Below are 25,785 nucleotides of genomic sequence, written 5' to 3' on the forward strand. Positions count from 1 at the left end.
GGAGTTTTAAAGGAACAACATACTTGGTTAAAGCGTAGGCGGTATTATAGGGGTGATTAAAAAACGCGCAACGATCACTTTTGTAAAAAATGTATAGTCAAATGTTAAACATCAACCTTGTCAAAACATTAGGCGGATAACTTTTTTATTAGCAAAGACATAAAAAAAGCAGCCAGCCTGCTAGCTGTATGATTTAACATGATTTATTTGCTGTTTTTTCACTTTTTTATCTCAGCGTAAACACCGGGTTTTCGGGATCTGCCGTATGTTTTCAGTTTCACCGATGAAATATACGCTGAAACCAGCCTCTGAGTGAGTTTATGAAACTGACAGAGGACGTATTCTGCTCTGTGCCCCTCGCATTGTCGCGGGCTGATGCTTTACCTTGATAATAGGCCTGCATAAAGCGGCGCCGGGTTTGCTCAGCGCGGCTGTGGCTTGGCCCTGTGGCATCATCCGGAAACAGCAGGCTAGCGCTGGACTGCGCATGATCGGCCGCATAGCTGAGATCGATCTGCTGATAACCGAGTACCAGCATCCACAGGCGTGTGACCAGCAGAAAATGGCCATGATGCTGGTTGTCGAAACGTGCCGCATGTTCCTTGCCAAGTTGCTGCACGAACAGATCATTCATTGCATGACTTTGGCTCTCCGTACTCTGATATTGCTCAAGTGCAGATAAATGCGTTTTGGTCATCAGCCCCAGTAAAAGATCGTCGCCTTTGCTGTTTGGCCGTTGCTGCTGCAGTGAGGAAAATTCTGTTTCAAGCTGGCTGAGCAGTACGTCTAAGCTTGCGTTTTCAGCCTGGTTAAAGTCTAAGCTTCTGAGGCCCATAGCGGTCAGTTGCTGGCTAAATGAAGACACTGAGGTTCCCCGGCAGTTACGTTTCAGATGTGGTGGGGGGCCAGTATACGGTTTTAAAGAACAATTCCCAGTTGAACAGCTGTGCCTGATAAACTGGCCACACAAAGACACTATGCTTGAAGTATGACAGGTAAGGAACAGAGTTATGGCGGCATTTTACGATTTTTCAGTCACCAGCCTGCAAGGCGAGCTACTGCCATTAAGCACTTACAAAGGGAAAGTTGTGTTGGTGGTGAATACCGCCAGTCAATGTGGCTTTACGCCGCAATATCAGGGCCTGCAGTCGCTTTATAAGACATACCGTGAGCAGGGTTTGGTGATCCTCGGTTTTCCCTGCAATCAGTTTGGTCAGCAGGAACCGGGTAATAGCGAAGCCATCAGTGAGTTTTGCGAAATTAACTATGGCGTTGATTTTCCCATGTTTGAAAAGGTGGATGTCAAAGGAGCGACCAGTCATCCGCTGTTTGCCTATCTGACCGGCGCTTTACCTGGCCTGCTGGGAAAAAATATCAAATGGAACTTCACCAAGTTCCTGATTGGCCGGGATGGCCAGCCGATTAAACGTTACGCGCCACTGACCAAGCCAGAGGCGCTGGAAGCGGATATTAAAGCTGCCATCAAAGCGGATATCTGAGACAGAGGCTGAGACTAAGATCGCGTCAGTCTGTTGTGAAAACTGATTCCGGCCAGTAGCAAACTGGCCGGCATCGCTTAATGCTTTCTGATTAATAAAGGCTTTCTGATTAGCAAAGGCTTTCTGATTCGCTAAAGGCTCTTTGACCAACTATAGACTGTCTGGTCAGCTTGAAGCGGGCGCATTGGCCCGGCAGTCGCTGATTTTGCTCAGTGCCGGTTGCATGGCTTCAATCGACAGGCGAACACGCTTTGCACCTTCCGTCTGCATGGTGCCGGGCTGAGTTAAGGAATGAATAGGGTGCTGCTCTGGTTGGCTGCATTGAATGGCTGAAATGGTGTTAAAAACACCCAGGGCGTAACCCAGACATAAGGACTCATTCTGATAAGTGCGAAGGCAGTCGTTCATAAAGGCTTGTTGCGCATCGGCCGCTGCAGCCTGGGGTGTTACAGACAGTGCAAACAGGGTGGAGAGAGTCAGTGTTATTGTTCTGATTGATTTCATACGCACTTCCTTTCATTTGTGTTTCATTCATTAATAGCAAAGCGCTGAAAATAAAGCGTGATTGGTCTCTCAGCTTGTATTGCTGTTTAATGAAGCTTTTATGAAATGTGCATGATGCCGCAAAAAATCTCCCGTCCGATGTCCTGTTCAGGGTTTATATATCTTTTCGAAGGATTTTTGAGGAGCAGCAAAGGCATACTGATTGACATGATCGATAACACTGATTTTATGATCGGCATGCTGCTTTTGGCTGAATGTCAGTAAACGCGAGATTGCGTTATGGCGTTTTGATCCTGGCTTTTGCTGCTCAAGATACTGATTGAGAAAATCCATCTGTACCGCACTGTCGTTAAAGTAACCAAGGGAATCCTGCAGCGCTTTCAGCTGCTTGATGTGATCTTTCATGACTTTGCGCGGAAAAATCGGGGCAAAATACTCCAGAAGATAACGGAGCTTTTTGCAGGAAATTCTGAGCTCGTGAATGTGTTCGTCCGGGTTGGCGTAACCGATGGACTGACAGACATTCTGTGTTTTATTGAAGTGTTTCCAGATACATTTTTTTGCAAACGGCAGGCTGGGCTTTTTTCCTGCATCTGTCGGTTTCACGGTCAGCTCATCCAGTAACCCGACTATCTGGGTGCATTGTTGCTGATAGTCGGCAGATTTCAGCCACTCTTTAATTTGCTTTTGCAACACTATCCGCCTGTCCTGCAGGTCGTTAAAGAACAGGATCAACCCCTGATGATACTCATGATCCAGCGCATCGAAATAAGGTTCCATGTTGCCTAAATACACATCCAGATCCCGCAGTTCATTGGTTTTCTGCATCAAGGTTTTCAGGGCGTTCTGAATCATCTGTTTTTGCTGCGGCAGGAAAATGGCACTGAGCAGGCTGAGCAAGGCACGACAGCGCCGGAGTGACACACGGTACTGGTGCAGGAATTCTGTATCGTCATCGCGGATCAGCCCTGCCTCGTGGCGTCGGGCATGCTGAAATTCGCTTTTCAGAAAATGATAAGTCGGCAAGTAAATTGCGCTGTCTTTTTTCAGGGCAACTGACGTTTTTTTCCGCTGCGGTAAACGCAGTTTATCCCTTTTATTTACGCTCATTACAATGACCTCCTCCATAACCATAGTCAGGGGCTGTTTATCTTTCGAATCTCGACAGAGCCGGCAACACAGTCTCGCGGTTGTGATTGCCGCGAAGAGTTGGTTGCTTCTCTTATGCAGGTTGCTACGCAATCACTTCAGAGCAGTACTCCAGCGCATACGCCTATGTAAAGCTTTCTACACTATTTTTCAATTTTATGAAATGGCTTGATTTCATGATGTCTCAGGTTCTTACGCTGTTCTCATTACCTGTAATGGATGGGGTGCTCATTGAGCTCAAATGGCTGGCAAGCTGGCTTTACAAACTATTTTTACATTGCGTTAACCTTAGTTTTACAACTGGCTTCTCAACCCCTCTCTGTGGTGCTAATTCTATAGGTAAGGAATCGCTGAACAGGCGTCAGCAAAGTAACCAATATGTGAGGATATACGGATGAGTGAAATGATGAAAAATCCTATGGGCACGGACGGCTTCGAGTTTGTTGAGTATACCGCACCGACGCCAGAGGGTATTGCCAATCTCAAAAACCTGTTCCGGCTGATGGGCTTCGCTGAAGTTGCCAAGCATAAACATAAATCAGTCTGGCTATACCGCCAGGGTGACATTAACTTTATCATTAACGGTGAACAGCACTCTCAGGCTGCCGGTTTTGCCGGTGTTCACGGTGCGAGCGTTAACGCGATGGCATTTCGTGTGAAAGACTCGACGCTGGCTCTGGAACACGCGGTGGACAACGGGGCGACAGCTTGTCCAGCTCAGGCCGGTCCGATGGAACTGAATATTCCGGCCGTGTACGGTATCGGCGAATCTCTGATCTATCTGGTCGATCGTTATGGTGAGCACGATATCTATGAGATCGACTTCGACTATTACCCGGATTATCAGGAACGCCTGGCTAATCAGGATGCCGGTTTACATACCCTGGATCACCTGACTCACAACGTGAAGCAAGGGAACATGGATCTGTGGGCGGGTTTTTATGAGCGTATTGCCAACTTCCGTGAGATCCGCCACTTTGACATCAAAGGTAAAGTCACTGGCCTGCTGTCTCGCGCTATGACGGCGCCATGCGGAAAAATCCGTATTCCAATCAATGAATCCAGTGACGATAAATCACAGATTGCAGAGTATCTGGATCAATACAATGGCGAAGGCATCCAGCATATCGCTTTGAGCACAGACAATATTTTCGAGACGGTGACACGGCTGAAAAAGAACGGTCTGGCCTTCATGGATACCCCTGATACCTACTATGAAGGGGTGAATAAGCGTATTCCTGGTCATCAGGAAGATCTGGCGAAACTTCAAGATCTGAAAATCCTGATTGATGGTGATGAAACCGGCATTTTGCTGCAGATCTTTACCGATACCGTTATTGGTCCTGTGTTCTTTGAAATTATTCAGCGTAAAGGCAACGAAGGCTTCGGTGAAGGTAACTTCCAGGCGCTGTTTGAATCGATTGAACTGGATCAAATCCGCCGTGGTGTAATTCAGGTGCCGGATAACGCTTAACTTTATCCGCTCACTGACACAAACAAAGATATGAGCAAGCCCGCACGGCCAGGTGCGGGCTTTTTTCTTTTGGTTTTCTTGCGTTGTTCTCATAGCCGGCAGACACCAAACCAGGCGATTATCTGCTTCACTTACAGGAGTCGGGTTCAGTTATTTATCGACGCTGGGATTATCAGGAGAGGGGATATGATGCGTGTGCTGACTCTGTTGTCTTTCCTGTTGGTGACAGCCTGTACATCCCTGCCCGAGCCGATCCCGGATTCTATTCCTGCCCAGCAGCAAATCTACACACGCTCACAAGCCGACTGTGTTGATCTGCTCACGGACTTTAAGCGTACTGTTCAGCAACAGGGCGTACAAGATGCGCAGCTGACATGGGACCCGAGATTTCCGCACCTGGCTTTCGACCGTTTCAGTCTGTCCTGGCTATTTGAGCTGACTGATCGCGAAAGCAAACGCCAATGGCTGGACTATGTGTCACATCAGGCTGCCGTACAGCGGCAGGCGGAATATCAGAACCTGCCGGATAACACCGCTTATGGGTTAAAGCCGCTCGATCTGTGTGCAGAGCAGCTGGTCGGCCGCAGCTTGTATCAGCCCGCTCTGTGGTCAGCGCTCATCACAGAGCCGCCTCAGTTGCCATCCGGCTACGCGACCTGGCAACGGGTACTGGGGCTGTACCCGGTCACACAACATTTTGCCAGACCTTCGATGGACAAAGAAAAGCGGCGTCTGATCAGCCATTTTATCCAACCTGTTGAGGGTTATGCGATCCGTTACGCGCCAGAAGACCGGCCATCCCTTAACCGCTTGCAGATACAGGCGTGGTTTCGTCAGGCAAAGGAGAGGTCGGCACTGTCATGGCCGCTGCTAAGCGCAGAGCAGCAGCAAAGTCTGCTTAGCTTTTACGCGCCGGTTTTTCAGGTCGAAACCCGCTCGCGGGATGACTTTCCCGGTCAGGTCCGTTATTTCACCCCCAGTCAGCCTGGGGTCGTTCCCCAGAAGCCGACCCTGTATACCCATGTCAGCTATACCCGCTTTTATGGACAGACCCTGATGCAGCTGAACTACACGTTGTGGTTCGCCAACCGCACCGCACGCTCAGGGTTTGATCCGTATGCAGGTCAGTTTGATGGGGTGTTGCTGAGGCTAACGCTGGATGCTGACGGACAACCTTACATTCTGGACAGTATTCACCATTGCGGCTGTTATCATATGGTGTTTGCCCTGTCACCGGCTCTCACTTTTGCTCCGCCGGGCAACAAAGCGGAATGGCCTGTTACCCTGCAAGTCTATACCGGGCATCAGACAGACAAGCTGGGGGTGACCTTATCGTTTGGCGAGCATATGGTGAAAGATGTGCAATGGCTGCGGCATGATGTCCGGGCACGCGTATTGACTGTATTGCCTTACGATAAGTTGCGCAGTTTACCTGTAGCAACAAGCCACAATAAGAGCCTGTTCAATTCGCAGGCGATGTTACCGGCCAGTGTGCGCGCAGAGCGGTTTTATCTCTGGCCGCTCGGGGTTAAATCGCCGGGGACTCAGCGTCAGCTGGGCCATCATGCGACCGCGTTTATTGGCAAGCGTCATTTTGATGAACCTTTCCTGCTTGAGGTGCTCTTTCAAAAACCTTAATGGTTTGCCATTCAATCTATTAGGGAAAATAAACAGACGGCAGTCTCAATTACCGGAACTGAGCCGTATCCAGATTTCTACACTCATGACATTGCATCATCTTAATAGGGTGTCAGGCTGCTGCCCGTTCTGGTTTATGCCAGGACATTGCACTGTGCTATGACAAGGTAAATGCTTTGTTCGATACCCGGGTCGCGCTCAAAGGGCATTTGCCACTGGTGAACGTATGATAATAAAAAACATTCAGGTTCTCTTCTTCACGCTTACGATTGGCTTTGTCTTGTCATCTGTGGCTGATGCTCGTGGTGATCGGTATGGGTCGTCCGATCCGGCTACGCCATTAGCAATTATGACTCTGGAAAGGGGAACTGTTGCTTTTGAGCAAGTGACGTTTGATCTTGAAATTGGCACCATCGCTGAGAGTGACTGGGGGCAGTTCAGAGTGAGGCTGGATCACTTGATCGATCGCCGTGGCAAACCGGTTGGCCCCGGGTATGTGAATGTATTCTTCTATCCGGATTCAGGCTCCGAGGCAGGGACACCCGTCTGGGCCGTGGATAATCTGTTTGTGCCCGGTTCTGCAGTCAAAATGGGTAAAACGCACGGCAAAAAAACACATACTGCAGACAATTATTACCATGTTTGGGCTGCTGATGGTCGGGGAGGCAATCAATGGGGGAGCCATGAATGGGGAAAAGAGGACGGGAGAAAACATGGTGGATCCCGTTCTGTTCCTGCTGTGAGCCGGCGGGCTGATGCAACGGTTTATTTCGACTTACGTCCGGGTACGGATGGGGAAGGATCGGTGCAGCAAGTCAGGGCGACGGTTCTCTTCTCATCGCAACCATTGCCCAATATTACCGATATCGTTCAGTTTGCTAACCAATTTTCACCGCAGATGTATCCGGTTCGCACTACTGTGGTCAAAGCTGAAGGCGCCGGACATGTTGATGGCCGGGTGAGCCCGGTTTCATCAACTATTCCCAATACTTTATCTCTTGGTAGACCACCGCAACCGGCTTTACCTGCACCGTCACTGCCAGACGATCTCAGCTTTCCGATTCAGGTGGTGCAGTCTGATCAGCCGAATCTGGACTCTGCACGGAACCAGTGTGTTCCGATTGCCAATGCCAACGCGTTGCAGTATCTGGAGGACCGCTATGACAATGTACCGCTCGCCTGGCGGGTACCGCAGTTACATATTCGCGGTATTGGTCAGATTGGCGCGGCTGGTGACGTGTTAACCTGGACCCCTGTACCGGAAAACAGCTTGGTCGCCAATATCGACAGCTATGGTCGTCGGGATAACGTCCATGACTTAAACACTGGCTCTTACACGACATTCTGCGGACTGATTCGTGGCTTGTTTGGGTATCTGGCCGACTCGGCTTCCGGTTCGCTTGATGTGGTTCATTTTCGCCATCAGGGCAGTAGCTCGGTCGTATTGGGCGACAATGCAGATTGTGACAACGGGACGGTACTCATGAGCGACATAACTTCCCAGCAGGAAGGTAACTTTCCAACCTGGGAATGGATGTTCAATGAGCTGTCGCAAGGTCGTGCAGTGACCATTTTGTTCAGTTGGTATGACATCAACGGGGAATGGAAAGGCGGTCATAGTGTCAGGGTGTACGGCGCAGCTCTCATTAATAATAAACATTACATCATGACGCTGGATGATGGCGAGCAGGGTGATAACTTCAGCAATGTATCCGATCCGCGAACGCAGCAATGGGAAGTCGCAGATACCGGGCGGCCGGGGCTGGATGGGGTGCCGGATGGACGTCTGAATATGAACGGGATGAGCTGGGAAATCGACTTTGCGCTTTCCTTTGAGGCGAAACCAACGCTGCTCATTCCCTGAGTGTGCTCTCTTTCGACCCAATCAAAAAGCGGGAATCAGACTCCCGCTTTCTTTATATTGTCTCGCTGGCACCCAAGCGCTCATATGTGCTTGGTGGGCAGATACCAGGGTTTATGCTTCCGCCTGAGCCTGTAGCCCGTGCCACTGGAAATGGTGGTTTGGCTTCTTACTGACCAGGCCTTCCCCCATCATGCGGTGGAACACCTCATCGACTTCATCAGCCGAGAGCTTCAGCGCCCGTATAATGGCCCGTTTTGAGCAGCTGACGGAATCAGACGTGAGTGCATCTACCACGCGTTCGTAGGGCGACAGGGGGGGCGCTTCTTCGGCGCTTGCAGACTGAGATTCGCGGGCCGCCTCAATGGCCAAGGTTGCCATACTGGCTGTGCCTGTATGATCACTTGCTGGGCTATTTTCAGGTCCTGGCGGGTTGGACCCTGCGGCAGATTGCCTGACAGTAGTGTCTGAGACATAAATGGCATGGCGCTGGTTAAATTGCTGACGAAAACGCAGCTCTTCACCGATCAATCCGACAAAGAAAGCGGCAAAGAAATCCAGCAGAACAGAGAGAAAGATCACCAGCCCGAGCTGCGCTGCTTCGTTGCTGACTTTGAGGGTTTTTGCCAGACCGTCAATTAAACCCAGCACTGAGCCCTGGCTGACCACAGGCAGGTTGTCCCGCTCCATTGCCAGCGCTTGCTGCTGCTCACGCAGCTTGCTGTTTTCTCGCTGAATACGGGTGACACCCGTGGCGATACGCTCCATTCTGATGTACTTCTGCGCCGCCTCATTGTTCAGATCGATCTGCTTTTCAATGGCGTCAATCTGCATGTTGTAAGCGTTGATTTTGCTCTGCTGTACTGTGACATGGCTCTGAGCCTGATTAGTGGCACTTTGAATGCCGCCGACTGAACCGCCGATGGAAATCGCCGCCAGTACAGAATAAAAAGCCAACGCGCAGGCGGCCCCTGAGTAGCTGCGTCTGGCGCGGCGTTCGCCAAATTCATACCAGGCGAAGAATTTACCCAGTTCGAAAATAACCGCCAGACCGCCAAAGAGGATCTGCATCACAGGGTTGTCGTCGATAGACAAAAATAGCAACAGTGAAAAAATGATGGAAGCCAGAATGGAAGCGCTGGTAAAGCTGTATACCGTCCACATGGCGAACCGGCCTTTCGGAAAGCGAACAGTGCCTGTCCCGGGTAGAGCGTTGTCTGAAACCATAATAGTGTTTTAATGCCGGCAGGGCTTACAGCCCAAAAAGAGAGTGATTAATTAGCGGGGTAGGATACCGGAAAATCCGGGGCACGCGGCATGAAAAAGGGGGCTGCGCGTGCCTTGAGCCGGAAATTTGCACAGCGCTGTCATAACTGGTGAAAGCTTGTTCATCTCAGCGTTCAGGGCTTTATTGCTGCGTTGCTCAAAAAGTGATCGTGCTTCGGAAATGGTGCTTCGCAGGGCCTGAACCTTACTTTGTCGCTAAATCTGAACCTGATCTTGCCGCATAAGATTGATGCCAGAGTGGCTCTTCACTTTGGTGTGTATGACAAGAATGGCTACAAAACCATCGGTTAAGACAAAGGAATACAAATAGTGACTCTTCCGAAATTCACCTATCACCCCGATCCGCTGGCGACTGGTGCTGTAGTGAAAAGCATGAAAGTGTGCGATTGCTGTGGCGAGGCGCGAGGCTATCTGTACAGCGGCAGTATTTATTCCCAGCGGGATGTTGAATGGCTGTGCCCATGGTGCATCGCTGATGGCTCGGCAGCCAGAGAATTTAAAGCCTCGTATTCTGATGATTTTCCGCTGGACGGCGCTGGTCTGAAGCGGGAAGTGATTGCTGAGGTTTGCCAACGCACGCCTGGTTATCAGTCCTGGCGTCAGGAAGTCTGGCTTGATCATTGTGGTGATGCCTGCGAATTCCACGGTTTTGCCGAGCATGATGAACTCAAAGCATTAAGCGGACAGGCACTAAAGGCATTTTTGAGCCGTCACATGCTTAAAGCGAATTTATGGCAGGACATCCTGGATACCTATGAAAAAGGCGGTAACCCGGCGGTGTATAAGTTCAGATGCCGGCATTGTGGCGACATTCTCTACGGCATGGATTTTCTCTGATTGTGAATACGGCGTTCTGAACAGCTCCAGCCTGATCCTCTTGCTCTCCTTCGTATAGAGGAGGGAATATGCAGTGCTTCAGCAAACTCAGTACGATCCCTTCCCTTGCCAAGGGGGAGGGGTCATGCCGATCGCGGCAACCGATAAGGCCAGTGAAGCACTATTGTCTACTTCTCATTTCTGTGGTTCGATGTTGTGGTAATGTTGCAAAACAGTTAGATTAAATGCTCTAACACAACGTATTTTGCCTTTGAGGAGCCATCATGGACGCAATTCTTCAACAGTACCCTGTGGTTACTGAAATTCCGGTTGCCTGGGGGGAGATGGACGCCCTGAATCACGTCAATAATGTGGTTTATTTTCGTTACTTTGAAACCGCCCGTCTGGATTACTTCAAAGAAGCCGCGCTGATGGACGACATCAAAGACACCGGTATCGGCCCGGTACTGAGTGACACCAGCGCCCGTTATCGCCTGCCTGTTACTTATCCTGATACTTTGCTGGTCGGCTCCCGCGTCAGCAAAATTGAAGATGACCGTTTTACTATGGAGTACGAAATTTTCAGTAAGAAAATGGGGGCGATTACGACCCGTGGTACAGCCCAGGTTGTGATGTTTGATTTCAAAAACAACAGCAAAGCCAAAATCTCTCCGAAACTCCGAGACACCATCGAAGCCATCGAAGCGCGTAAGGAATTACCGGCAAGCGCCTGATCTGACCAATGACTTTGAATGAAACGAAAGACGCCTTATTCAGCCTCTATAATCAGAAGTAGGGCGAATAAGGAGTCTTTTATGTTTATTGCGACAGAGCACAGGATCACGGATCTGGACACGTTTTCGCAAAAAGCCGGCCCGGCACTGGGGCAGCCCCCTGCGGGCATGCGTTTACAAACGGCATTACTGGATAGAGACGATCACTGCTGTCGCTGTATCTGGGAGGCGGATTCGATTGAAAGTGTGCAGAACTATCTTGAGCCTGAACTGGGCTCCGCATCCGCTACCGTGTATTACCTGCTCGATCCCGAGACTGCAATCGGTTGAAAAGCGTTTCAGCCGCAGCAATAAAAAAATCGTCGAGCCAGAGAGTGCCAGTACCGTCCTCTGAATACTTCGTTGATACCATATAATATCAGTTGTCTATAAGCACAGAGGCACCGGATGTCTCTGCTTTTGGCTGTTTTGTTTATCCTTTATTCCCCATCCTACCGCGATGTAGATCACCTTTTCAGTGTCTCTTACTGATAATTCTGACGATCCTAATCACAGTTCATCTTTTCGCCTGCTGCAAAGAAGTCAAACTTGATTAGAATTCATCGAAACGTTTCGATAGCTTTTTACCAACCATAAAAATGCCGGAATATCGAAAATGCATTATTGCCTGTGTTGAGATAGATAAACCGAATTTTTGACGACGTTAGGCGATTTTTATCGCTATTTGATGATTTTAAGCCAGTGCTTGCCAAGCCAGGGTGATGAAGAATGAAAAAAAGTACTCTACTGCACGCGGAACTGTCCTATCTGGTTGCGACGTTGGGACATACCGATGAAGTGACGATTTGTGATGCAGGACTACCTGTTCCGGCATCCGTTCAGCGGATCGATCTGGCACTCACTCATGGTGTGCCCGGTTTCATTGAAACCGTTCGAACCTTCTTGTCTGAGTCGCAAATTGAAGGTGTGGTGATGGCCGAAGAGTTCAGGCAAGTGAGTCCGGCACTTCATGCGTCGCTGCTGGGATTGCTTCAGGAAGAACAGGCGCGCATTGGCCGAGACATTACGGTGACTTATCTGCCTCACGAAGTGTTCAAGCAGCGAACGCATAACAGCCGGGCTGTGGTCCGGACGGGTGAATGCACCCCGTATGCAAACGTGATTTTTCAGGCCGGTGTGGTGTTCTGACCACAGTAACCATTGAGGACGTCGTATGACGCAAGCCATTTTACAACTCAGTGAGATTGAAAAAGCCTTTCCGGGTGTGAAGGCGCTGGATAAAGCCAGCCTGAATGTCTATCCGGGACGGGTGATGGCGCTGATGGGAGAAAACGGTGCCGGGAAATCGACCCTGATGAAAGTGCTGACCGGTATCTACAGCAAAGATGCGGGCAGCGTTCACTATCAGGGCCAGACTGCAGCGTTCAAAGGGCCACGGGATTCCCAGCAGGCGGGCATCAGTATTATCCATCAGGAACTCAACCTGATCCCTGAACTGACGATTGCCGAGAATATCTTTCTCGGCCGTGAATTCACGGGTCCGCTGGGCCGGATTCAGTGGGGCCGGATGTACGCTGAAGCAAACCGGCTGCTGGCCCGGCTGAATGTGAAACACAGTTCGAAAACCTTACTGGGTGATCTGAGTCTGGGTGAGCAGCAGATGGTTGAGATTGCCAAGGCGCTGTCATTCGAGTCGAAAGTCATCATTATGGATGAGCCGACCGACGCGCTGACGGATACCGAAACCGCCTCTCTGTTCGCGGTGATCCGTGAGCTGCGCGCGCAAGGCTGCGGCATTGTGTATATCTCGCACCGCCTGAAAGAAATCTTCGAAATCTGCGACGACATCACCGTACTGCGGGACGGCAAATTCATCGGGGAATGTCAGGTAGCCGACACCAACGAAAACGGCCTGATTGAAATGATGGTCGGCCGAAAACTGGAAGAGCAGTATCCGCGCATTGATGTGAAGCATGGCGAAACCTGTCTTGAAGTGATCGGCCTGACTGGCTCGGGCGTACATGAGGTGAGTTTTACCCTCAAACGCGGTGAGATTCTGGGCATTTCTGGTTTGATGGGGGCTGGCCGAACCGAACTGATGAAGGTGATTTACGGTGCCTTGCCCAGCGAGCGGGGCGTGATCAACCTGAACGGCAAAACCATTAATCCTGTCAGCCCACAGGACGGACTGGCCAATGGCATCGCTTATATCTCGGAAGATCGCAAAGGCGATGGTCTGGTTCTGGGCCTGTCGGTGAAAGAGAACATGTCCCTGTGCGCGCTGGCACAACTGAGCCGAGGCGTTCAGATTCAGCATGGCGATGAAGCTATCGCTGTGGAGGATTTTATCCGCTTGTTCAACATTAAAACGCCGGGCCGGGATCAGATCATCGGCAATCTGTCGGGCGGGAATCAGCAGAAAGTGGCAATAGCCAAAGGCCTGATGACCCGGCCAAAAGTTTTGATCCTGGATGAGCCGACACGCGGTGTCGATGTTGGCGCTAAAAAAGAAATCTATCAGCTGATCAATCAGTTCAAAGCTGAAGGCATGAGCATCATTCTGGTGTCTTCCGAAATGCCGGAAGTGCTGGGAATGAGTGACCGGATTCTGGTGATGCACGAAGGCCGGATCAGCGGCGAATTTGATGCTAAAGATGCCGATCAGGAAAAACTGCTGGCCTGTGCTGTCGGCAAATCTATCAACGGGGAAGCAGCATGAGTACCAAAACCTTGAGTCAACCCACCGAAGCCCGCGAGAAAAAGTGGTCCAGTAAAGCCTGGCTGATTGAGCAGAAATCGCTGATTGCCCTGCTGTTACTGATTGCTGTGGTGTCCTTTCTGAATCCGAACTTTTTCACCGCAGATAATATTCTCAACATTCTGCGCCAGACCTCGGTGAACGCCATTATCGCTGTGGGTATGACCCTGGTGATTCTGACGGCGGGGATCGACTTGAGCGTCGGTTCAGTCCTCGCGCTTTGTGGTGCCTTTGCAGCCAGCTTGATCGCTATTGAAGTGCCGGTATTGATTGCGGTACCTACTGCTTTATTGGCCGGTGCGGCGCTCGGGGCTATCAGCGGTATCATTATTGCTAAAGGCAAAGTGCAGGCGTTTATTGCCACGCTGGTGACCATGACGCTGCTGCGCGGTGTCACCATGGTGTATACCGATGGCCGTCCGGTTTCGACCGGCTTTACCGATACGGCTGATGCATTTGCTTGGTTCGGCACTGGCTATGTGCTGGGCATCCCAGTGCCGGTGTGGCTGATGGTGGTGGTGTTTGCCGCCGTCTGGTACCTGCTCAATCACACCCGTTTCGGCCGTTATGTTTATGCGCTGGGGGGTAATGAATCGGCTACGCGTCTGTCCGGTATTAATGTGGACCGGGTGAAAATCGGCGTATACGCGATTTGTGGTCTGCTGGCGGCACTGGCGGGCATTATCGTGACTTCCCGCTTGTCGTCAGCACAGCCGACGGCAGGCATGGGATACGAACTCGACGCCATTGCGGCTGTAGTGCTGGGCGGCACCAGCCTGATGGGCGGTAAGGGCCGGATTATGGGCACCCTGATTGGTGCGCTGATCATCGGCTTTTTGAACAACGCCTTGAACCTGCTCGATGTGTCTTCTTACTACCAGATGATTGCCAAAGCAGTTGTGATTTTGCTGGCTGTGCTGGTGGACAATAAAAACAAGTAAATCCAGAGGATTTACGGACAACAAGAGAGCCGGATGACGTGTACCGGCTCCCCCTACACGAAGGATAATCATGATGAAAAAACTGGCAACGTTAATCTCTGCAGCACTTCTGACATCCACCGTTTCTGTGTCTGCACAGGCACAGGACACACTGGCGATTGTGGTCTCGACCTTGAATAACCCCTTCTTTGTGACCATGAAAGACGGCGCGGAAGCCAAGGCAAAAGCTCTGGGTTACGACCTGATTGTGCTGGACTCGCAAAATGATCCGAGTAAAGAGCTGTCGAATGTGGAAGATCTGACTATTCGCGGTGTGAAAGCCATTCTGATCAACCCGACAGATTCTGATGCCGTATCGAATGCGATTCGTATGGCAAACCGTTCCAAGATCCCTGTCCTGACGCTGGATCGCGGTGCCAGCCGGGGTGAGGTGGTCAGTCATATTGCTTCGGACAACGTAGCCGGTGGTGAAATGGCGGGCAAATACATCATGGAAAAAGTCGGTGAGCAGGCCAAAGTCATTCAGCTGGAAGGGATTGCCGGTACGTCTGCAGCCCGCGAGCGGGGTGAAGGTTTCATGAAAGCGGTGAAAGGCAGCCAGATGGATTTGCTGGCCAGCCAGCCTGCGGATTTCGACCGGACCAAAGGTCTGAACGTAATGGAAAATCTGCTGGCAGCGAACCCGGATGTGCAGGCTGTGTTTGCGCAGAACGATGAAATGGCGCTGGGTGCGCTGCGCGCCGTGCAGGCGTCCGGCAAGCAAGTCATGATTGTCGGTTTTGACGGCACAGACGACGGTATTGCGGCGGTGAACCGCGGTAAGCTTGCGGCGACTATTGCACAGCAGCCGGATCAAATTGGCGCACTGGGGGTGGAAACGGCGGTGAAAGTGCTGAAAGGCGAGTCGGTTGCGCAATACATTCCGGTGCCGCTGAAAGTGGTCGTCAAGCAATAACGTGTTTTCCTCCCTTTATGAAGCGCGGAGGGATGGTCATGAGCGTGTTGCAGCAGTGAATATTCCCTCCCCTTGGCAAGGGGAGGGTTAGGGTGGGGTTCGTGAAATGTGCACAGGTTTGAATTTTGTGCCCGAGTAACCCCCTCCTAGCCTCCCCCTTGAAAAGGGGGGGGGACTAAAAAGCAGTTTTGATGTTCCTCTTGAAAAGGGGAGGAACAAAGTAAGAGTTCTAGTGGGTTTATGAGCGGCCAAGGATAATTCTATGAATAAACTAGTGGTTTTAGGCAGTGTCAATGCTGACCATGTATTGCGGGTGCCCGATTTTCCGCGTCCGGGTGAGACGTTACATGGCCGTGATTATCAGGTGATCCCCGGCGGGAAAGGTGCAAACCAGGCGGTCGCGGCGGCGCGGCTGAATGCGGATACTGGCTTCATTGCTTGCGTTGGCGATGATGCCTTTGGCATTGCTATCCGGCAAAGCTTTGAGCATGACGGCATCAATGTCGCCGGGGTAAAAATACAACCGAATTGTCCGACCGGCATTGCCATGATTCAGGTATCCGCCAGTGGTGAAAATACGATCTGTCTGTCACCTGAAGCCAATGAATGCCTGACGGCTGATCTGATTGAACCAGATATGGTGCGGATTCGTGAAGCGCGGTTTGTGCTGATGCAACTGGAAACACCGCTTGAGGGCATTGAACGGGCAGCGCGTGAAGCTAAGGCCCATCAAACCAATGTCATTTTAAATCCCGCACCTGCACGAATATTGCCAGACAGTTTGTTGTCCTGTATCGATGTGATCACCCCGAATGAGACAGAAGCAGAAGTATTGACTGGTATCCCAGTCACGGATGATCAGACTGCTCAGCTTGCGGCGGACGAGCTGCATCTTAAAGGCATCGACATTGTGCTGATAACTCTGGGTGCTAAGGGAGTCTGGCTGAGCCAGAATGGCCGTGGTCAGCTCATTCCGGGGTACAGGGTGGATGCTGTGGATACAACGGCGGCCGGAGATACCTTTAACGGTGCCTTGGTGACTGGTTTATTGGAAAACATGTCTTTAGAATCAGCTATTCGCTTTGCACACGCTGCTGCTGCCATTTCAGTCACCCGCTTTGGTGCCCAGACGTCAATTCCGACGCGTGCAGAGGTAGATGCTTTTCTGGCAGAGCGCTTCGCCGTCATTGATTAATCACACAGGAAAAATACATGGCCACAATGAAAGATATTGCAAGACTGGCAGGCGTGTCGACTTCAACTGTGAGCCATGTGATCAACAAATCCCGTTTTGTCAGCGACGAAATCGCAGAACGCGTGAACCGGGCTGCTAAAGAACTCAACTATGCACCTTCTGCGCTGGCCCGCAGTCTCAAAGTTAACCGCACCCAAACTATCGGCATGCTGGTGACGACCTCCACCAATCCATTCTTCGGCGAAGTGGTCAAAGGGGTGGAACGCAGCTGTTATCAGAAAGGCTATAACCTGATTTTGTGTAACACCGAAGGGGACAGTGAGCGCATGAAGGCTTCTATAGATACGCTGCTGCAAAAGCGGGTCGATGGACTCCTGTTAATGTGTTCGACACTGGAAGGTGAGCAGATAGACGTTTTTGAACGCTATCCTGATATTCCTGTGGTGGTGATGGACTGGGGGCCAATGTCCTTTACCAGTGATAAAATTCAGGACAACTCTTACCAGGGCGGTTATCTGGCTGCCCGCTATCTGATTGATTGCGGACACCGTGAGATCGGCTGTATTACCGGGCCATTGATGAAACATCAGGCACAGTTCCGCTATGAAGGTTTTAAGCATGCACTGAATGAAGCCGGGCTGGCGGTTCAGCGCGATTGGATTGTGGAGTCAGATTTTGAATGTGAAGGCGGTTACTCTGCTTTCAACAAGATTGTTGCCAGCGGTTCATTGCCCAGCGCTATTTTTGCGTCTAACGATATGATGGCGATGGGGGTCATTAATGCCGCCCATGAAAAAGGAATTCGTATCCCGGAGGATCTCTCCCTCATCGGGTACGATGACATACATATCGCAAAATTTATGACGCCATCACTGACCACTATTCACCAACCGAAATACCGCTTAGGTCAGGCGGCTGTTGAGACCTTGCTCAAGCGGATCAATAAAGAAATTACCGAGCCGCAAGTAGTGCGGCTGGAACCGACGCTGGTGGTACGAAAAAGTGTACTTCGAGTCGTAAACTGACCATTGTATTGCGCTCAGAGGAATCAGGCAGGATGGCATCATCAGCCTGATTAAAGATACGATTTAGCTGTTTTTTGTTTCTGTGCCTGATAGTGTCTCGGCAGTGACAAAATCTCTTCAATAAAGATCAGATAAAACACCGGCATCATCAGGCACATAATAAAGATGTAGCTGCACTGATAGCGTAATGGCATCGGTCATTTTTTACCCTGATCGAAGAGGGTTAAACCGGACAGAAAAAAGTAAACGATGACATACAGTGTTGCAGCAGCGCCAAGTATCAGATAGCCCCGAAAGAAAAGAGAGAGTAAGCTTTCCATAAATCACCTCAATGTAGTGGATTATTTTGATTTCATTTCAAATAATCAGAGCGTTATTGGTAACTTTCTTAAAAAGAAAGAACAATTAACGTGAAACACTGAGAACAATGAATCATATGAAACTTGGTTTCTATTTTGTTCCGGTATTTTTGCGGCTTACTTCAAAAACTCCTCTGTTGTTCCCGTCTATTGAATGAAAAACAGCGGACAGAAGCGGAAACCGACTGGTAACAGCGTCTAACCTGTTGCGTTTTGAACATTTTTAATTGGAAATGCGCTGAACGGCTTAATCTCTTTCAGTACAAACATACTCTGCATTTCTTTAATTCCAGGTAAACGCCGTATGGTTGACATCGCGAAGTCGGCGTAGGAATCGAGATCGGGGGAAACAACCTGAATCAGAAAGTCGGCATCGCCGCCTATGCTGTAACAGGCAACGACATCGTCCAGTGCGGTTACTTCTTCCTCAAACTTTCTGGCTTCCGATTCGCTGTGACTGTCAATTGCCACCCGAACGAATACCATCACACCCAGGCCAATCTTCCTCCGGTCCAGAACAGCCCTGTATCCCTGAATAATGTCATCGTCTTCCAGCTTACGGACTTTGCGCCAGCAGGGAGAAGGCGACAGCCCGATTTTATCTGCCAGCGCCTGATTGGTGATGCGCGCATCGTCTTGCAAAAGTGTCAGAATTTTAATATCTGTCCGATTCAGCATCCAGTCTGCCATTTTCTTTCTCTAAATGTGTGTATTAAGCAAGACTCTACCTTTTTAAGCCCGAATGTTAAGCGATATAGGTAACACATTTCTTATTATAAAATGCATACTATTTCACTCTGTGTGAATGACCGGACAGAGAGGCGGCTTATTGCGTCGCGAGTCACGCAGGATTATTAAGCAGAGTTCAGCAGATCCCAGAAGCTGTATAAACACAAAGACAATTGATTTAAAGGATATTTTCATGTTAGAGACAACACAAATCCTGGCATACATGTCAGCGCTTATGCTGGCGGCAGCGATTCCAGGCCCCGGCATGACAGCCTTGGTTGCGCACAGTGTACGTGGCGGTGCGGTCACCGGGTTTACCATGCTGAGCGGGTTAATTCTGGGGGATTTAATTTACCTGTCCTTTGCCGTGTTTGGCCTTGCTGTTGTTGCCCATAGTTACGGCGGCTTGTTCACAGCAGTCAGTTGGTGTGCATCCCTCTATCTGGCGTGGTTATCCTGGCAATTCTGGAATCACAACCCGGAAGCCATCAACATAGATAAACAGACAAACAAGCGGGAATTGACGGCAGCCTGGCTATCCGGCTTAACGATTACTCTGGGTAACCCGAAAACTATCGCATTCTATCTGGCCATTCTGCCGCTGGTTATCACGCTGGATACTGTGTCGTTCCAAACCTGGGGTTTGCTTTTAGTGCCGCTGACCATACTGGTTCTTGTCTTTGTCGGCGCGGTATTTATCTTTGGTGCGCTGAAAATCCGGCGTTTTCTCGCCAGCTCTCAGGCACAGAGCTGGCTGTTTAAAGGGGCGGGGGTCATTATGTTTTTGGCAGCTGTCAGTATGGCGGCGCGTATGGTCTGAAGCGCAGCCCCGCTATATGTCAGGTAAAACTGAGCCAGGTAAGCACTGGCTTCGAGGAAGCAGGAAAGCTGGTTGAGCATAAAAAATGACCTCATCAATTTGATGAGGTCATTTTAATAAGCCTACGGTTTAACCAGTCTGATTATTTGCCCGCAATACTTAATCCGCTGAAACGAATTTTGGGTGCGAAGAAATCGCGCTCGTAGTCATTTTCAAGCTGATTACCGACGGCGTCGATGGCTTTGATCATCTGGTAAAAGTTACCGGCAACTGTGATGCCGCGCACAGGCTGGATGCGCTTGCCGTCGCGGCACAGAAAGCCACTGGCCCCGAAAGAAAAGTCGCCGCTGATGGCATCGGCGCCTGAGTGTACGCCTTGCAGCTCAACCAGTTCCAGGTATTCACCTGCGGTCACTTCGGCGTCATTGCTCTGGCCTTCGGCAATCACCAGATGGCGCGAAGCAACACCCAGGCCACCTTTGGCCGAACGGGCAGCGTTTGCTGTGTTGGTAATGTCGAAATAGCTGGCGGTGTGGCTGTTATGCAGCAGGCTTTGTAGTTGGCCTTCACCGATCAGAATCGTGTCCTGGGTGGCAAATCCCTCGCTGTCGAAGGCTTTGATGGCAGAGCCGCCCTTTACATAGGCCATGTCACTGACCGTCAGCAGTGAGCTGGCGACCTGCTTATGCAGGGCGTCGCGCCACGGGTTAATGCCTTTCATGGCCGACTGGCCGGACAGACACATGCCAAAGGCGCCAAACAGGCTGCTCAGTTCACTCAGATTAAAGATCACCGCATACTTGCCGGTCGCTATAGGGCCGCCGTCCAGCAGTGCCAGCGCCGTGTCGACACCGTGATTGATGCAATAGTCAGGGGCAAGCTCGGCAAAGCGACGTCCGGATGACATGCCACCATGCATGGCTTGTTTGCCATCCTGATCAATCAGGGCATAGGTGTAACAGAAAGTGGAACGCTCCTGATGCTGACAGAATGCGCCATGGGTATTGGCCAGCATACTCAGGCTGTCTGATTCACCAAAACCATTGTAAGGCGCACTTTTGGCTCCTTTTTCGATCACGCCTTTTTCCAGCGCCAGCGATAGAGCGATTTTCTGTTCGATATCCACATCGTCTTGCTGATAAATTTCAGGCGAGTCTGTGGTTAAGCGGCTGTTCTTTGCCTGGATCCGCTGGTGGGAGTCTGCTTTGGTGAATTGCGCGCTTTGCAGTGCTTGCTCAACCATGAGTTTCAGGCTGTCCGGATGCAGGGATTCCGAGTAGCTGGTGGCGACTTTGTCGTCTTTGACAATGCGTACGCCAATCACCTGGCCGGAGGTGACTTTGTATTCATCCAGTTCGCCGTTATTGGCTTTCAGTGACAGGTTATGGCTGCTGCTGGCAAGGACATCCGCTTCGGCACCCGCAGAGGTGGCCAGATCCAGTACCTGTTCCATGGCGTGTTGCAGGGTTTGTTGATCCGCCATTAGTTACCTCCCACCAGAATATTGTCTACTTTAAGTGCTGGCTGACCAACTGTCGTTGGTACTGAGCCGCTGACCGAGCCACACATACCGGCTGCCAGTTCGAAATCCTGGCCGACCATGCTGATTTCCTTCAGAACTTTCGGCCCTGTGCTGATCAGCGTCGCTGATTTCAGCGGGCGGGTGATTTTGCCGTCTTCAATCAGATAGGCTTCCTGCACCGCGAAGTTGAATTCCCCAGTGCCAGGCTGAACGGAACCGCCGCCCATTTTTTTGGCGAAAATGCCTTTTTCGACGCTGGCTATCATCGCCTCCAGACTGCTGTCGCCCGGCTCGATGAAGGTGTTACGCATGCGGGAGGTAGGCGCGAATTTATACGATTCTCGGCGGCCGGAACCCGTTGGCGCAAAACCGGTTTTCTTGGCGCCCATCTGGTCGACCATAAAGCTGGTGAGCTTACCGTCTTTGATCAACTGAGTACGCTGGGTTGCCATGCCTTCGTCATCAATGTTGATGGAACCCCATTCATTTTCCATGGTGCCGTCATCCACGGCGCTGACCACAGGGTTAGCAATCATTTCGCCCATCTGGTCATGGAAAACCGAGGCTTTTTTGGCTACCGAGGTGGTTTCAAGCAGGTGTCCGCAGGCTTCATGGAAAATCACGCCACCAAAGCCATTACCTATGATCACCGGCATTTCACCAGACGGGCAGTTATCTGCCGTCAACTTGATCATCGCCTGTTTTGCTACTTGCTGGCCCAGAGATGTGGGATCGATGCGGGAGTTAAATTCCCAGCCGGTCAGTGCCCCCGGTGCTTCAAAACCCGTAGACTGCTCGCTACCATCTTGCGCGACAGCGGTAGCAGCAATGCGGGTGTAATGGCGGGTATCACCGGTGTGCAGGCCATTGGAGTTAAAAATTTCTACCTGCTGCTGACGCTGCAGAATACGGCCGATGAACTGGGCAATTTTGTCGTTTTCTGCACGAGCCGCTTTGTCGGTGGCACGCAGGAAGGCGATTTTGGCTGCCAGATTGGCGTCCTGCGACAAAGGCTGGCGCACTGGATGTCTGTCTGTCAGCCGGCTGAAATTCAGTGCGGATGCTTGCATGATTTGATCGCGGTTATCTTTGGCAGCCAGCAGGCTGGTGACGCGTTTCAGTTCTTCTTCTTCAGTGCTGTTGGTGTAACCGTACAGCACTTTGTGACCAAAGAAGAGTCGGATACCGATGCCAAAATCGATACCGCCGTTGATTTTATCGACATCACCGGCATTGAACTCGACAGAGCCCGACTGGTGGTGCTCGACGAAAAGTTCGGCAAAGTCTGCGCCGAGAAACAGCGCATGGTCGATGACGGCTTTCGCCGTTGATGGGTTTAGCATAATTGCTCCTTGCGTAAATTCAGGTGGCAAGTTGATCCCAAAGCATTGATGAATAATAGTCGGTATCAGGCTTTTTTTGTCAAAGAGACAAGAATCTCTTCTAATTCATCCCAAGGCAGTATGTCCTTATCAATGACTTCAATGCGGGACTCAAACCCTTCCAGAGTGAGTTCATTCACCGAGACTACCCGATTGACCACATTAAAAGCAAAACATCCGCGTTCGGTGTTAACCACGGCTTTCACGCGCTGGGCATTCAGGTTAGTAAACAGGGTAAACAGCTGGGAAAAATCAAAGTGCAGGTCAGTCGCAAAGAACCAGCCGCAACTGTGATAGCCCTGACCATGGTTTTCTTTACGGATGAAGGTTTCACCGGGGGCCAGCTCTAAGCCCGGCAGGGGCGCGGCCGCATCGTCATGATGATGGTGATGACTGTGTGCAGCCTGACGTGCAATGCGAGGCTGTTCCAGCAGAGACAGATCAAGTTGCCCTTGCTCAACCTGAGTGATCATCTGTTTGGCTGGTTCGCACTCGCTGGCGTACTGCTCAAACATCAGCAGATCGTAATCGCTACAGGCATCGATTTTGTTAGCAACCAGCACATCGGCCAGCGCAATCTGATCCTGAAAATTCTGGTTATCGGTATATAAGCTGTCTGAAAACTGACGCGGATCAACCAGAGTGATCGTCGCTTTCAGATCGATGTATTTGGCATAGCTCTCGGAGGTCAGTTTATTGATGATCTCTTTCGGATGGCCCAGACCAGTGGGTTCCAGCAGCAGGCGATCCGGCTTTTGGGCCAGCAGGGCATTGATGCCCACCGACATCGGCAGTCCGGCGACACAGCACATACAGCCGCCCGGTACTTCTTTGACGATGGCACCCTGCTGGTCGAGCATGGCTCCATCGACACCTACGTTACCAAACTCATTGATCAAAATGGCCCATTTCTCATCGGCAGGTTTACGCGCCAGCAGCGATAAAATGGCTGTGGTTTTACCGGCTCCCAGAAAGCCAGTGATGATATTGGTCGGAATAGGTTTGCTGATAGTCATTGAGAATCCGTCTTACCGCATAACTAAGTTACTGGTCATCATACTGTATGGCAGGCCGTGAATTGAAGGAAACTGTACGGGTTTCTTAGGCTTTGGGTCAATCCTGTCTGCTGAATGAAGCAAAAATGGCCGGTCGGTCAGTGTGTTTGTGTGCCTGTCACCCCGGGTGAAATCCTTTTGCTACCTTTGGAATTTGCGACATATGCTTAATCAATAATGATGATAGAACAGCCGGTGGCAAATTCAGTTGCCCCGGCTGCGGTATTCAGTCGCACCCGCGTCAGGAGTGGCCCATGAATGGCGAGCTGTTTGAATCCCTGCCGATTACTCTGATCTTTGTCGGCATTGCTTTGCTGATGTTGCTGTTCTGCGAAATTGGCTTTCAGTTTGGCCGTCATGCTTTTGCCCGGAAAGATAAGGAAGTTCCCGGTCCGCTTGGGTCTATGGTTGGAGGACTGCTTGGGATGCTGGCGTTCGTGCTCGCGTTTACGTTTTCCATTGCCTCCTCTCAGCACGAAATTCGACGCAACAATGTGCTTGAGGAAGCCAATGTGATCGGCACTGCCTATCTTCGGGCTGATCTGTTGGATGAGTCATCTGAAAGTATTGTGAAAGATTTGCTCAAATCTTATGTCGAGATTCGACTCGCAGCGGCCAGCGGCAGTGATATCAATGAAGCATTGAGAGAATCACTCGCAATCCATCGCCAGCTTTGGGATGCAGTTTCAACTGCTGCCATTGCAAATCCAAGCCCATTGAGTTCGCTGATGGTTCAGGCGACCAATGATCTGATCGATATGCATGAAAAAAGAGTAACAGGGGCATTGCGAAGCCGGATTCCTGCCAGTATCTGGGTAGCGCTGGCGGCCATTACAGCGCTTGCGATGATTGCGCTGGGCACGCAAGTGGGTTACTCCGGTAAGCGACGGTTGATTGCGGTGATCCCGTTACTGCTTGCTTTCGCGGTCCTCGTCACGCTGGTGGTTGATCTCAACCGGCCTCAAAATGGCCTGATTAAGGTGAGTCAGCAGTCGATGGTTGATCTTCAGAACGGTATGGGAGGTAACAAGAGCGGTAATTAATGTCTGGTAAGGTGATTGTGTTGTCATATTCTGGCTGATCCAATACGCCGATGTTTCGTGTTTTCTTTCTTATTCTATTCACTGCCTTTTCTGTCGGCAGCCAGCCAGTTGAAAGAGTGCAAATATTGAATCGCGTTGGTATGTCGCGCTTTGTTTTGGAGAGAGTCTCACCATTTTCGGATGCGCGCCAGATACTCTTTGCCGGCACAAATGTATCCAGAAATGCCTTTGGGTTCTCTGGTGTTGTCCGGGTCGGTTGTAGGCGCTCCCGGCGCCGACAACCTAAAATTCGTCCTGAATTTTTCCCTGATTTGGGGGATTACTTTAATTAATATTCAATAGTCTGGTATTAACGAGACAGAGATTGTCTGTTTCAGTGAATTACTCACTGAAAATATTCTATTATGTGCACATGGTGTGCGGACATGATCAGTCTGGCAGCGGCGTGAACCGGCATGTTGCTCAATACACACTTACAGCTAAAGCTTATGCATTCTGGAACTTGATTAAGGGACGGGTAGATATGCCGAATAAGTTCGAATTAACAGGCTCGGCGCATCATCGTCTTCACTACAAAGCCACGCGTGCTGGCTGTGTGATACAAAGAAAAGAATAGGACGTTGTTCGTATGGAAAGTGACATAGTTCAGGAAATTTTTGCTGTTGAGGAAAAACTAAAGGCTTCAATGCTCAGCTCAGATACTGTTGCATTAACCGATTTGCTATCAGATGCCCTGGTATTCATTAATCACTTTGGCCAACGGGTATCAAAGCAAGATGATATCGCCTTGCACCGTTCTGGTTTGTTAAGCATTGAATCAATCGAATTACGTGATTTTCAGGTAGTACCACAAGGAAATATCGCTTTGGTTCATGTAAACGCAGACATTAAAGGGAAATATGATGGTGCTAAGGCCAATGGTGTTTTTGCTTTCTCTCGCGTTTGGCTAAAGCAAAACAACAAGTGGCAACTCATTTCAGCGCAGTCGACAGTTATCTCGTAACAGTTAAAGATTAGAGTCGCGCAGTTGACATTTTAT

General features: G+C 50.5%; 24 protein-coding genes. 16 read left to right on the plus strand and 8 right to left on the minus strand.

All coding sequences use genetic code 11. The features are described from left to right. Nucleotides 1-277 precede the first annotated feature (277 nt). Complete coding sequence (locus L6J37_RS11745; protein ID WP_218386981.1) at nucleotides 278-865, minus strand: hypothetical protein; 588 nt, start codon at nucleotides 863-865, stop codon at nucleotides 278-280. 145 nt (nucleotides 866-1,010) lie between these two features. Here L6J37_RS11745 and L6J37_RS11750 point away from each other — a divergent pair, with 145 nt between their 5' ends. Next, nucleotides 1,011-1,499, plus strand: a complete 489-nt coding sequence (locus L6J37_RS11750) for a glutathione peroxidase (protein WP_192014310.1) — start codon at nucleotides 1,011-1,013, stop codon at nucleotides 1,497-1,499. Nucleotides 1,500-1,664: 165 nt separating this feature from the next. Here the strand turns inward: L6J37_RS11750 and L6J37_RS11755 are convergent, their stop codons facing one another. Together L6J37_RS11755 and L6J37_RS11760 are read right to left on the minus strand one after the other, a co-directional pair. After that, the gene (locus tag L6J37_RS11755; RefSeq protein ID WP_218386985.1) at nucleotides 1,665-2,003 is read right to left on the minus strand and encodes a hypothetical protein; all 339 of its coding nucleotides are present in this window, start codon (nucleotides 2,001-2,003) and stop codon (nucleotides 1,665-1,667) included. 147 nt (nucleotides 2,004-2,150) lie between these two features. Continuing rightward, nucleotides 2,151-3,113: a CHAD domain-containing protein gene (locus tag L6J37_RS11760; RefSeq protein WP_237795238.1), complete on the minus strand. Its 963-nt coding sequence runs from the start codon at nucleotides 3,111-3,113 to the stop codon at nucleotides 2,151-2,153. Between the two features lie 433 nt (nucleotides 3,114-3,546). Here L6J37_RS11760 and hppD point away from each other — a divergent pair, with 433 nt between their 5' ends. The 3 genes from hppD to L6J37_RS11775 all read left to right on the plus strand — a co-directional run bounded on the left by hppD (nucleotide 3,547) and on the right by L6J37_RS11775 (nucleotide 8,128). Beyond that, a complete protein-coding gene (gene hppD / locus L6J37_RS11765) occupies nucleotides 3,547-4,626 on the plus strand; it encodes a 4-hydroxyphenylpyruvate dioxygenase (RefSeq protein ID WP_192014302.1) in 1,080 nt (359 codons plus the stop codon). A 186-nt stretch (nucleotides 4,627-4,812) separates the two neighbouring features. Further along, nucleotides 4,813-6,264 carry a hypothetical protein gene (locus L6J37_RS11770; RefSeq protein ID WP_237795239.1) on the plus strand — a complete coding sequence of 484 codons (1,452 nt, stop codon included), beginning with the start codon at nucleotides 4,813-4,815 and terminating at the stop codon, nucleotides 6,262-6,264. Between the two features lie 226 nt (nucleotides 6,265-6,490). Further along, nucleotides 6,491-8,128 (plus strand): hypothetical protein, encoded by a 1,638-nt coding sequence (locus L6J37_RS11775; protein ID WP_218386989.1) that lies wholly within the window; start codon nucleotides 6,491-6,493, stop codon nucleotides 8,126-8,128. Between the two features lie 111 nt (nucleotides 8,129-8,239). Here L6J37_RS11775 and L6J37_RS11780 read toward each other — a convergent pair whose 3' ends face one another. Beyond that, nucleotides 8,240-9,289 carry a bZIP transcription factor gene (locus tag L6J37_RS11780; protein WP_237795315.1) on the minus strand — a complete coding sequence of 350 codons (1,050 nt, stop codon included), beginning with the start codon at nucleotides 9,287-9,289 and terminating at the stop codon, nucleotides 8,240-8,242. 432 nt (nucleotides 9,290-9,721) lie between these two features. Between L6J37_RS11780 and L6J37_RS11785 the strand changes: the two genes are divergently transcribed. From L6J37_RS11785 to L6J37_RS11825, 9 genes are all read left to right on the plus strand, one after another. After that, nucleotides 9,722-10,249, plus strand: a complete 528-nt coding sequence (locus tag L6J37_RS11785) for a CbrC family protein (RefSeq protein WP_192014300.1) — start codon at nucleotides 9,722-9,724, stop codon at nucleotides 10,247-10,249. 263 nt (nucleotides 10,250-10,512) lie between these two features. After that, nucleotides 10,513-10,962 carry an acyl-CoA thioesterase gene (locus L6J37_RS11790; protein ID WP_192014298.1) on the plus strand — a complete coding sequence of 150 codons (450 nt, stop codon included), beginning with the start codon at nucleotides 10,513-10,515 and terminating at the stop codon, nucleotides 10,960-10,962. A gap of 81 nt (nucleotides 10,963-11,043) precedes the next feature. After that, on the plus strand, nucleotides 11,044-11,292 hold the full coding sequence (locus tag L6J37_RS11795; RefSeq protein ID WP_237795240.1) for a hypothetical protein: 249 nt from the start codon (nucleotides 11,044-11,046) through the stop codon (nucleotides 11,290-11,292). 438 nt (nucleotides 11,293-11,730) lie between these two features. Continuing rightward, nucleotides 11,731-12,150 (plus strand): D-ribose pyranase, encoded by a 420-nt coding sequence (rbsD, locus tag L6J37_RS11800; RefSeq protein WP_192014294.1) that lies wholly within the window; start codon nucleotides 11,731-11,733, stop codon nucleotides 12,148-12,150. 25 nt (nucleotides 12,151-12,175) lie between these two features. After that, nucleotides 12,176-13,681, plus strand: coding sequence for a ribose ABC transporter ATP-binding protein RbsA (gene rbsA, locus L6J37_RS11805; protein ID WP_237795241.1), 1,506 nt, complete (start codon nucleotides 12,176-12,178; stop codon nucleotides 13,679-13,681). Further along, on the plus strand, nucleotides 13,678-14,661 hold the full coding sequence (gene rbsC / locus L6J37_RS11810) for a ribose ABC transporter permease (protein ID WP_237795242.1): 984 nt from the start codon (nucleotides 13,678-13,680) through the stop codon (nucleotides 14,659-14,661). The genes rbsA and rbsC overlap by 4 nt, the downstream gene beginning before the upstream one ends. Before the next feature lie 73 nt (nucleotides 14,662-14,734). Beyond that, on the plus strand, nucleotides 14,735-15,616 hold the full coding sequence (gene rbsB, locus L6J37_RS11815; protein ID WP_237795316.1) for a ribose ABC transporter substrate-binding protein RbsB: 882 nt from the start codon (nucleotides 14,735-14,737) through the stop codon (nucleotides 15,614-15,616). 262 nt (nucleotides 15,617-15,878) lie between these two features. Further along, nucleotides 15,879-16,811: a ribokinase gene (gene rbsK / locus L6J37_RS11820; protein ID WP_237795243.1), complete on the plus strand. Its 933-nt coding sequence runs from the start codon at nucleotides 15,879-15,881 to the stop codon at nucleotides 16,809-16,811. Nucleotides 16,812-16,828: 17 nt separating this feature from the next. After that, a complete protein-coding gene (locus L6J37_RS11825; protein ID WP_192014288.1) occupies nucleotides 16,829-17,836 on the plus strand; it encodes a substrate-binding domain-containing protein in 1,008 nt (335 codons plus the stop codon). Between the two features lie 557 nt (nucleotides 17,837-18,393). Here the strand turns inward: L6J37_RS11825 and L6J37_RS11830 are convergent. After that, the gene (locus tag L6J37_RS11830; RefSeq protein WP_218386993.1) at nucleotides 18,394-18,885 is read right to left on the minus strand and encodes an Lrp/AsnC family transcriptional regulator; all 492 of its coding nucleotides are present in this window, start codon (nucleotides 18,883-18,885) and stop codon (nucleotides 18,394-18,396) included. Nucleotides 18,886-19,117: 232 nt separating this feature from the next. Here L6J37_RS11830 and L6J37_RS11835 point away from each other — a divergent pair, with 232 nt between their 5' ends. Beyond that, nucleotides 19,118-19,744 carry a LysE family translocator gene (locus L6J37_RS11835; protein WP_218386994.1) on the plus strand — a complete coding sequence of 209 codons (627 nt, stop codon included), beginning with the start codon at nucleotides 19,118-19,120 and terminating at the stop codon, nucleotides 19,742-19,744. 142 nt (nucleotides 19,745-19,886) lie between these two features. Here the strand turns inward: L6J37_RS11835 and L6J37_RS11840 are convergent, their stop codons facing one another. The 3 genes from L6J37_RS11840 to L6J37_RS11850 form a co-directional block, all read right to left on the minus strand. Further along, nucleotides 19,887-21,227, minus strand: a complete 1,341-nt coding sequence (locus L6J37_RS11840; protein WP_237795245.1) for a TldD/PmbA family protein — start codon at nucleotides 21,225-21,227, stop codon at nucleotides 19,887-19,889. Beyond that, a complete protein-coding gene (locus L6J37_RS11845) occupies nucleotides 21,227-22,609 on the minus strand; it encodes a TldD/PmbA family protein (protein ID WP_237795246.1) in 1,383 nt (460 codons plus the stop codon). Before L6J37_RS11845 ends, L6J37_RS11840 begins: the two co-directional genes overlap by 1 nt. A gap of 65 nt (nucleotides 22,610-22,674) precedes the next feature. Continuing rightward, nucleotides 22,675-23,664: a CobW family GTP-binding protein gene (locus L6J37_RS11850; RefSeq protein WP_027254190.1), complete on the minus strand. Its 990-nt coding sequence runs from the start codon at nucleotides 23,662-23,664 to the stop codon at nucleotides 22,675-22,677. A gap of 293 nt (nucleotides 23,665-23,957) precedes the next feature. On the opposite strand from L6J37_RS11850, the gene L6J37_RS11855 reads away from it, so the two are divergent. Together L6J37_RS11855 and L6J37_RS11860 are read left to right on the plus strand one after the other, a co-directional pair. After that, on the plus strand, nucleotides 23,958-24,746 hold the full coding sequence (locus L6J37_RS11855) for a bestrophin-like domain (RefSeq protein WP_237795247.1): 789 nt from the start codon (nucleotides 23,958-23,960) through the stop codon (nucleotides 24,744-24,746). A gap of 628 nt (nucleotides 24,747-25,374) precedes the next feature. Next, nucleotides 25,375-25,749 (plus strand): nuclear transport factor 2 family protein, encoded by a 375-nt coding sequence (locus L6J37_RS11860; protein ID WP_237795248.1) that lies wholly within the window; start codon nucleotides 25,375-25,377, stop codon nucleotides 25,747-25,749. The last annotated feature ends 36 nt before the right edge of the window (nucleotides 25,750-25,785 follow it).

It is taken from the genome of Photobacterium sp. WH77, assembly GCF_022014395.1.
In the GTDB taxonomy this organism is placed as follows: domain Bacteria; phylum Pseudomonadota; class Gammaproteobacteria; order Enterobacterales; family Vibrionaceae; genus Photobacterium; species Photobacterium arenosum.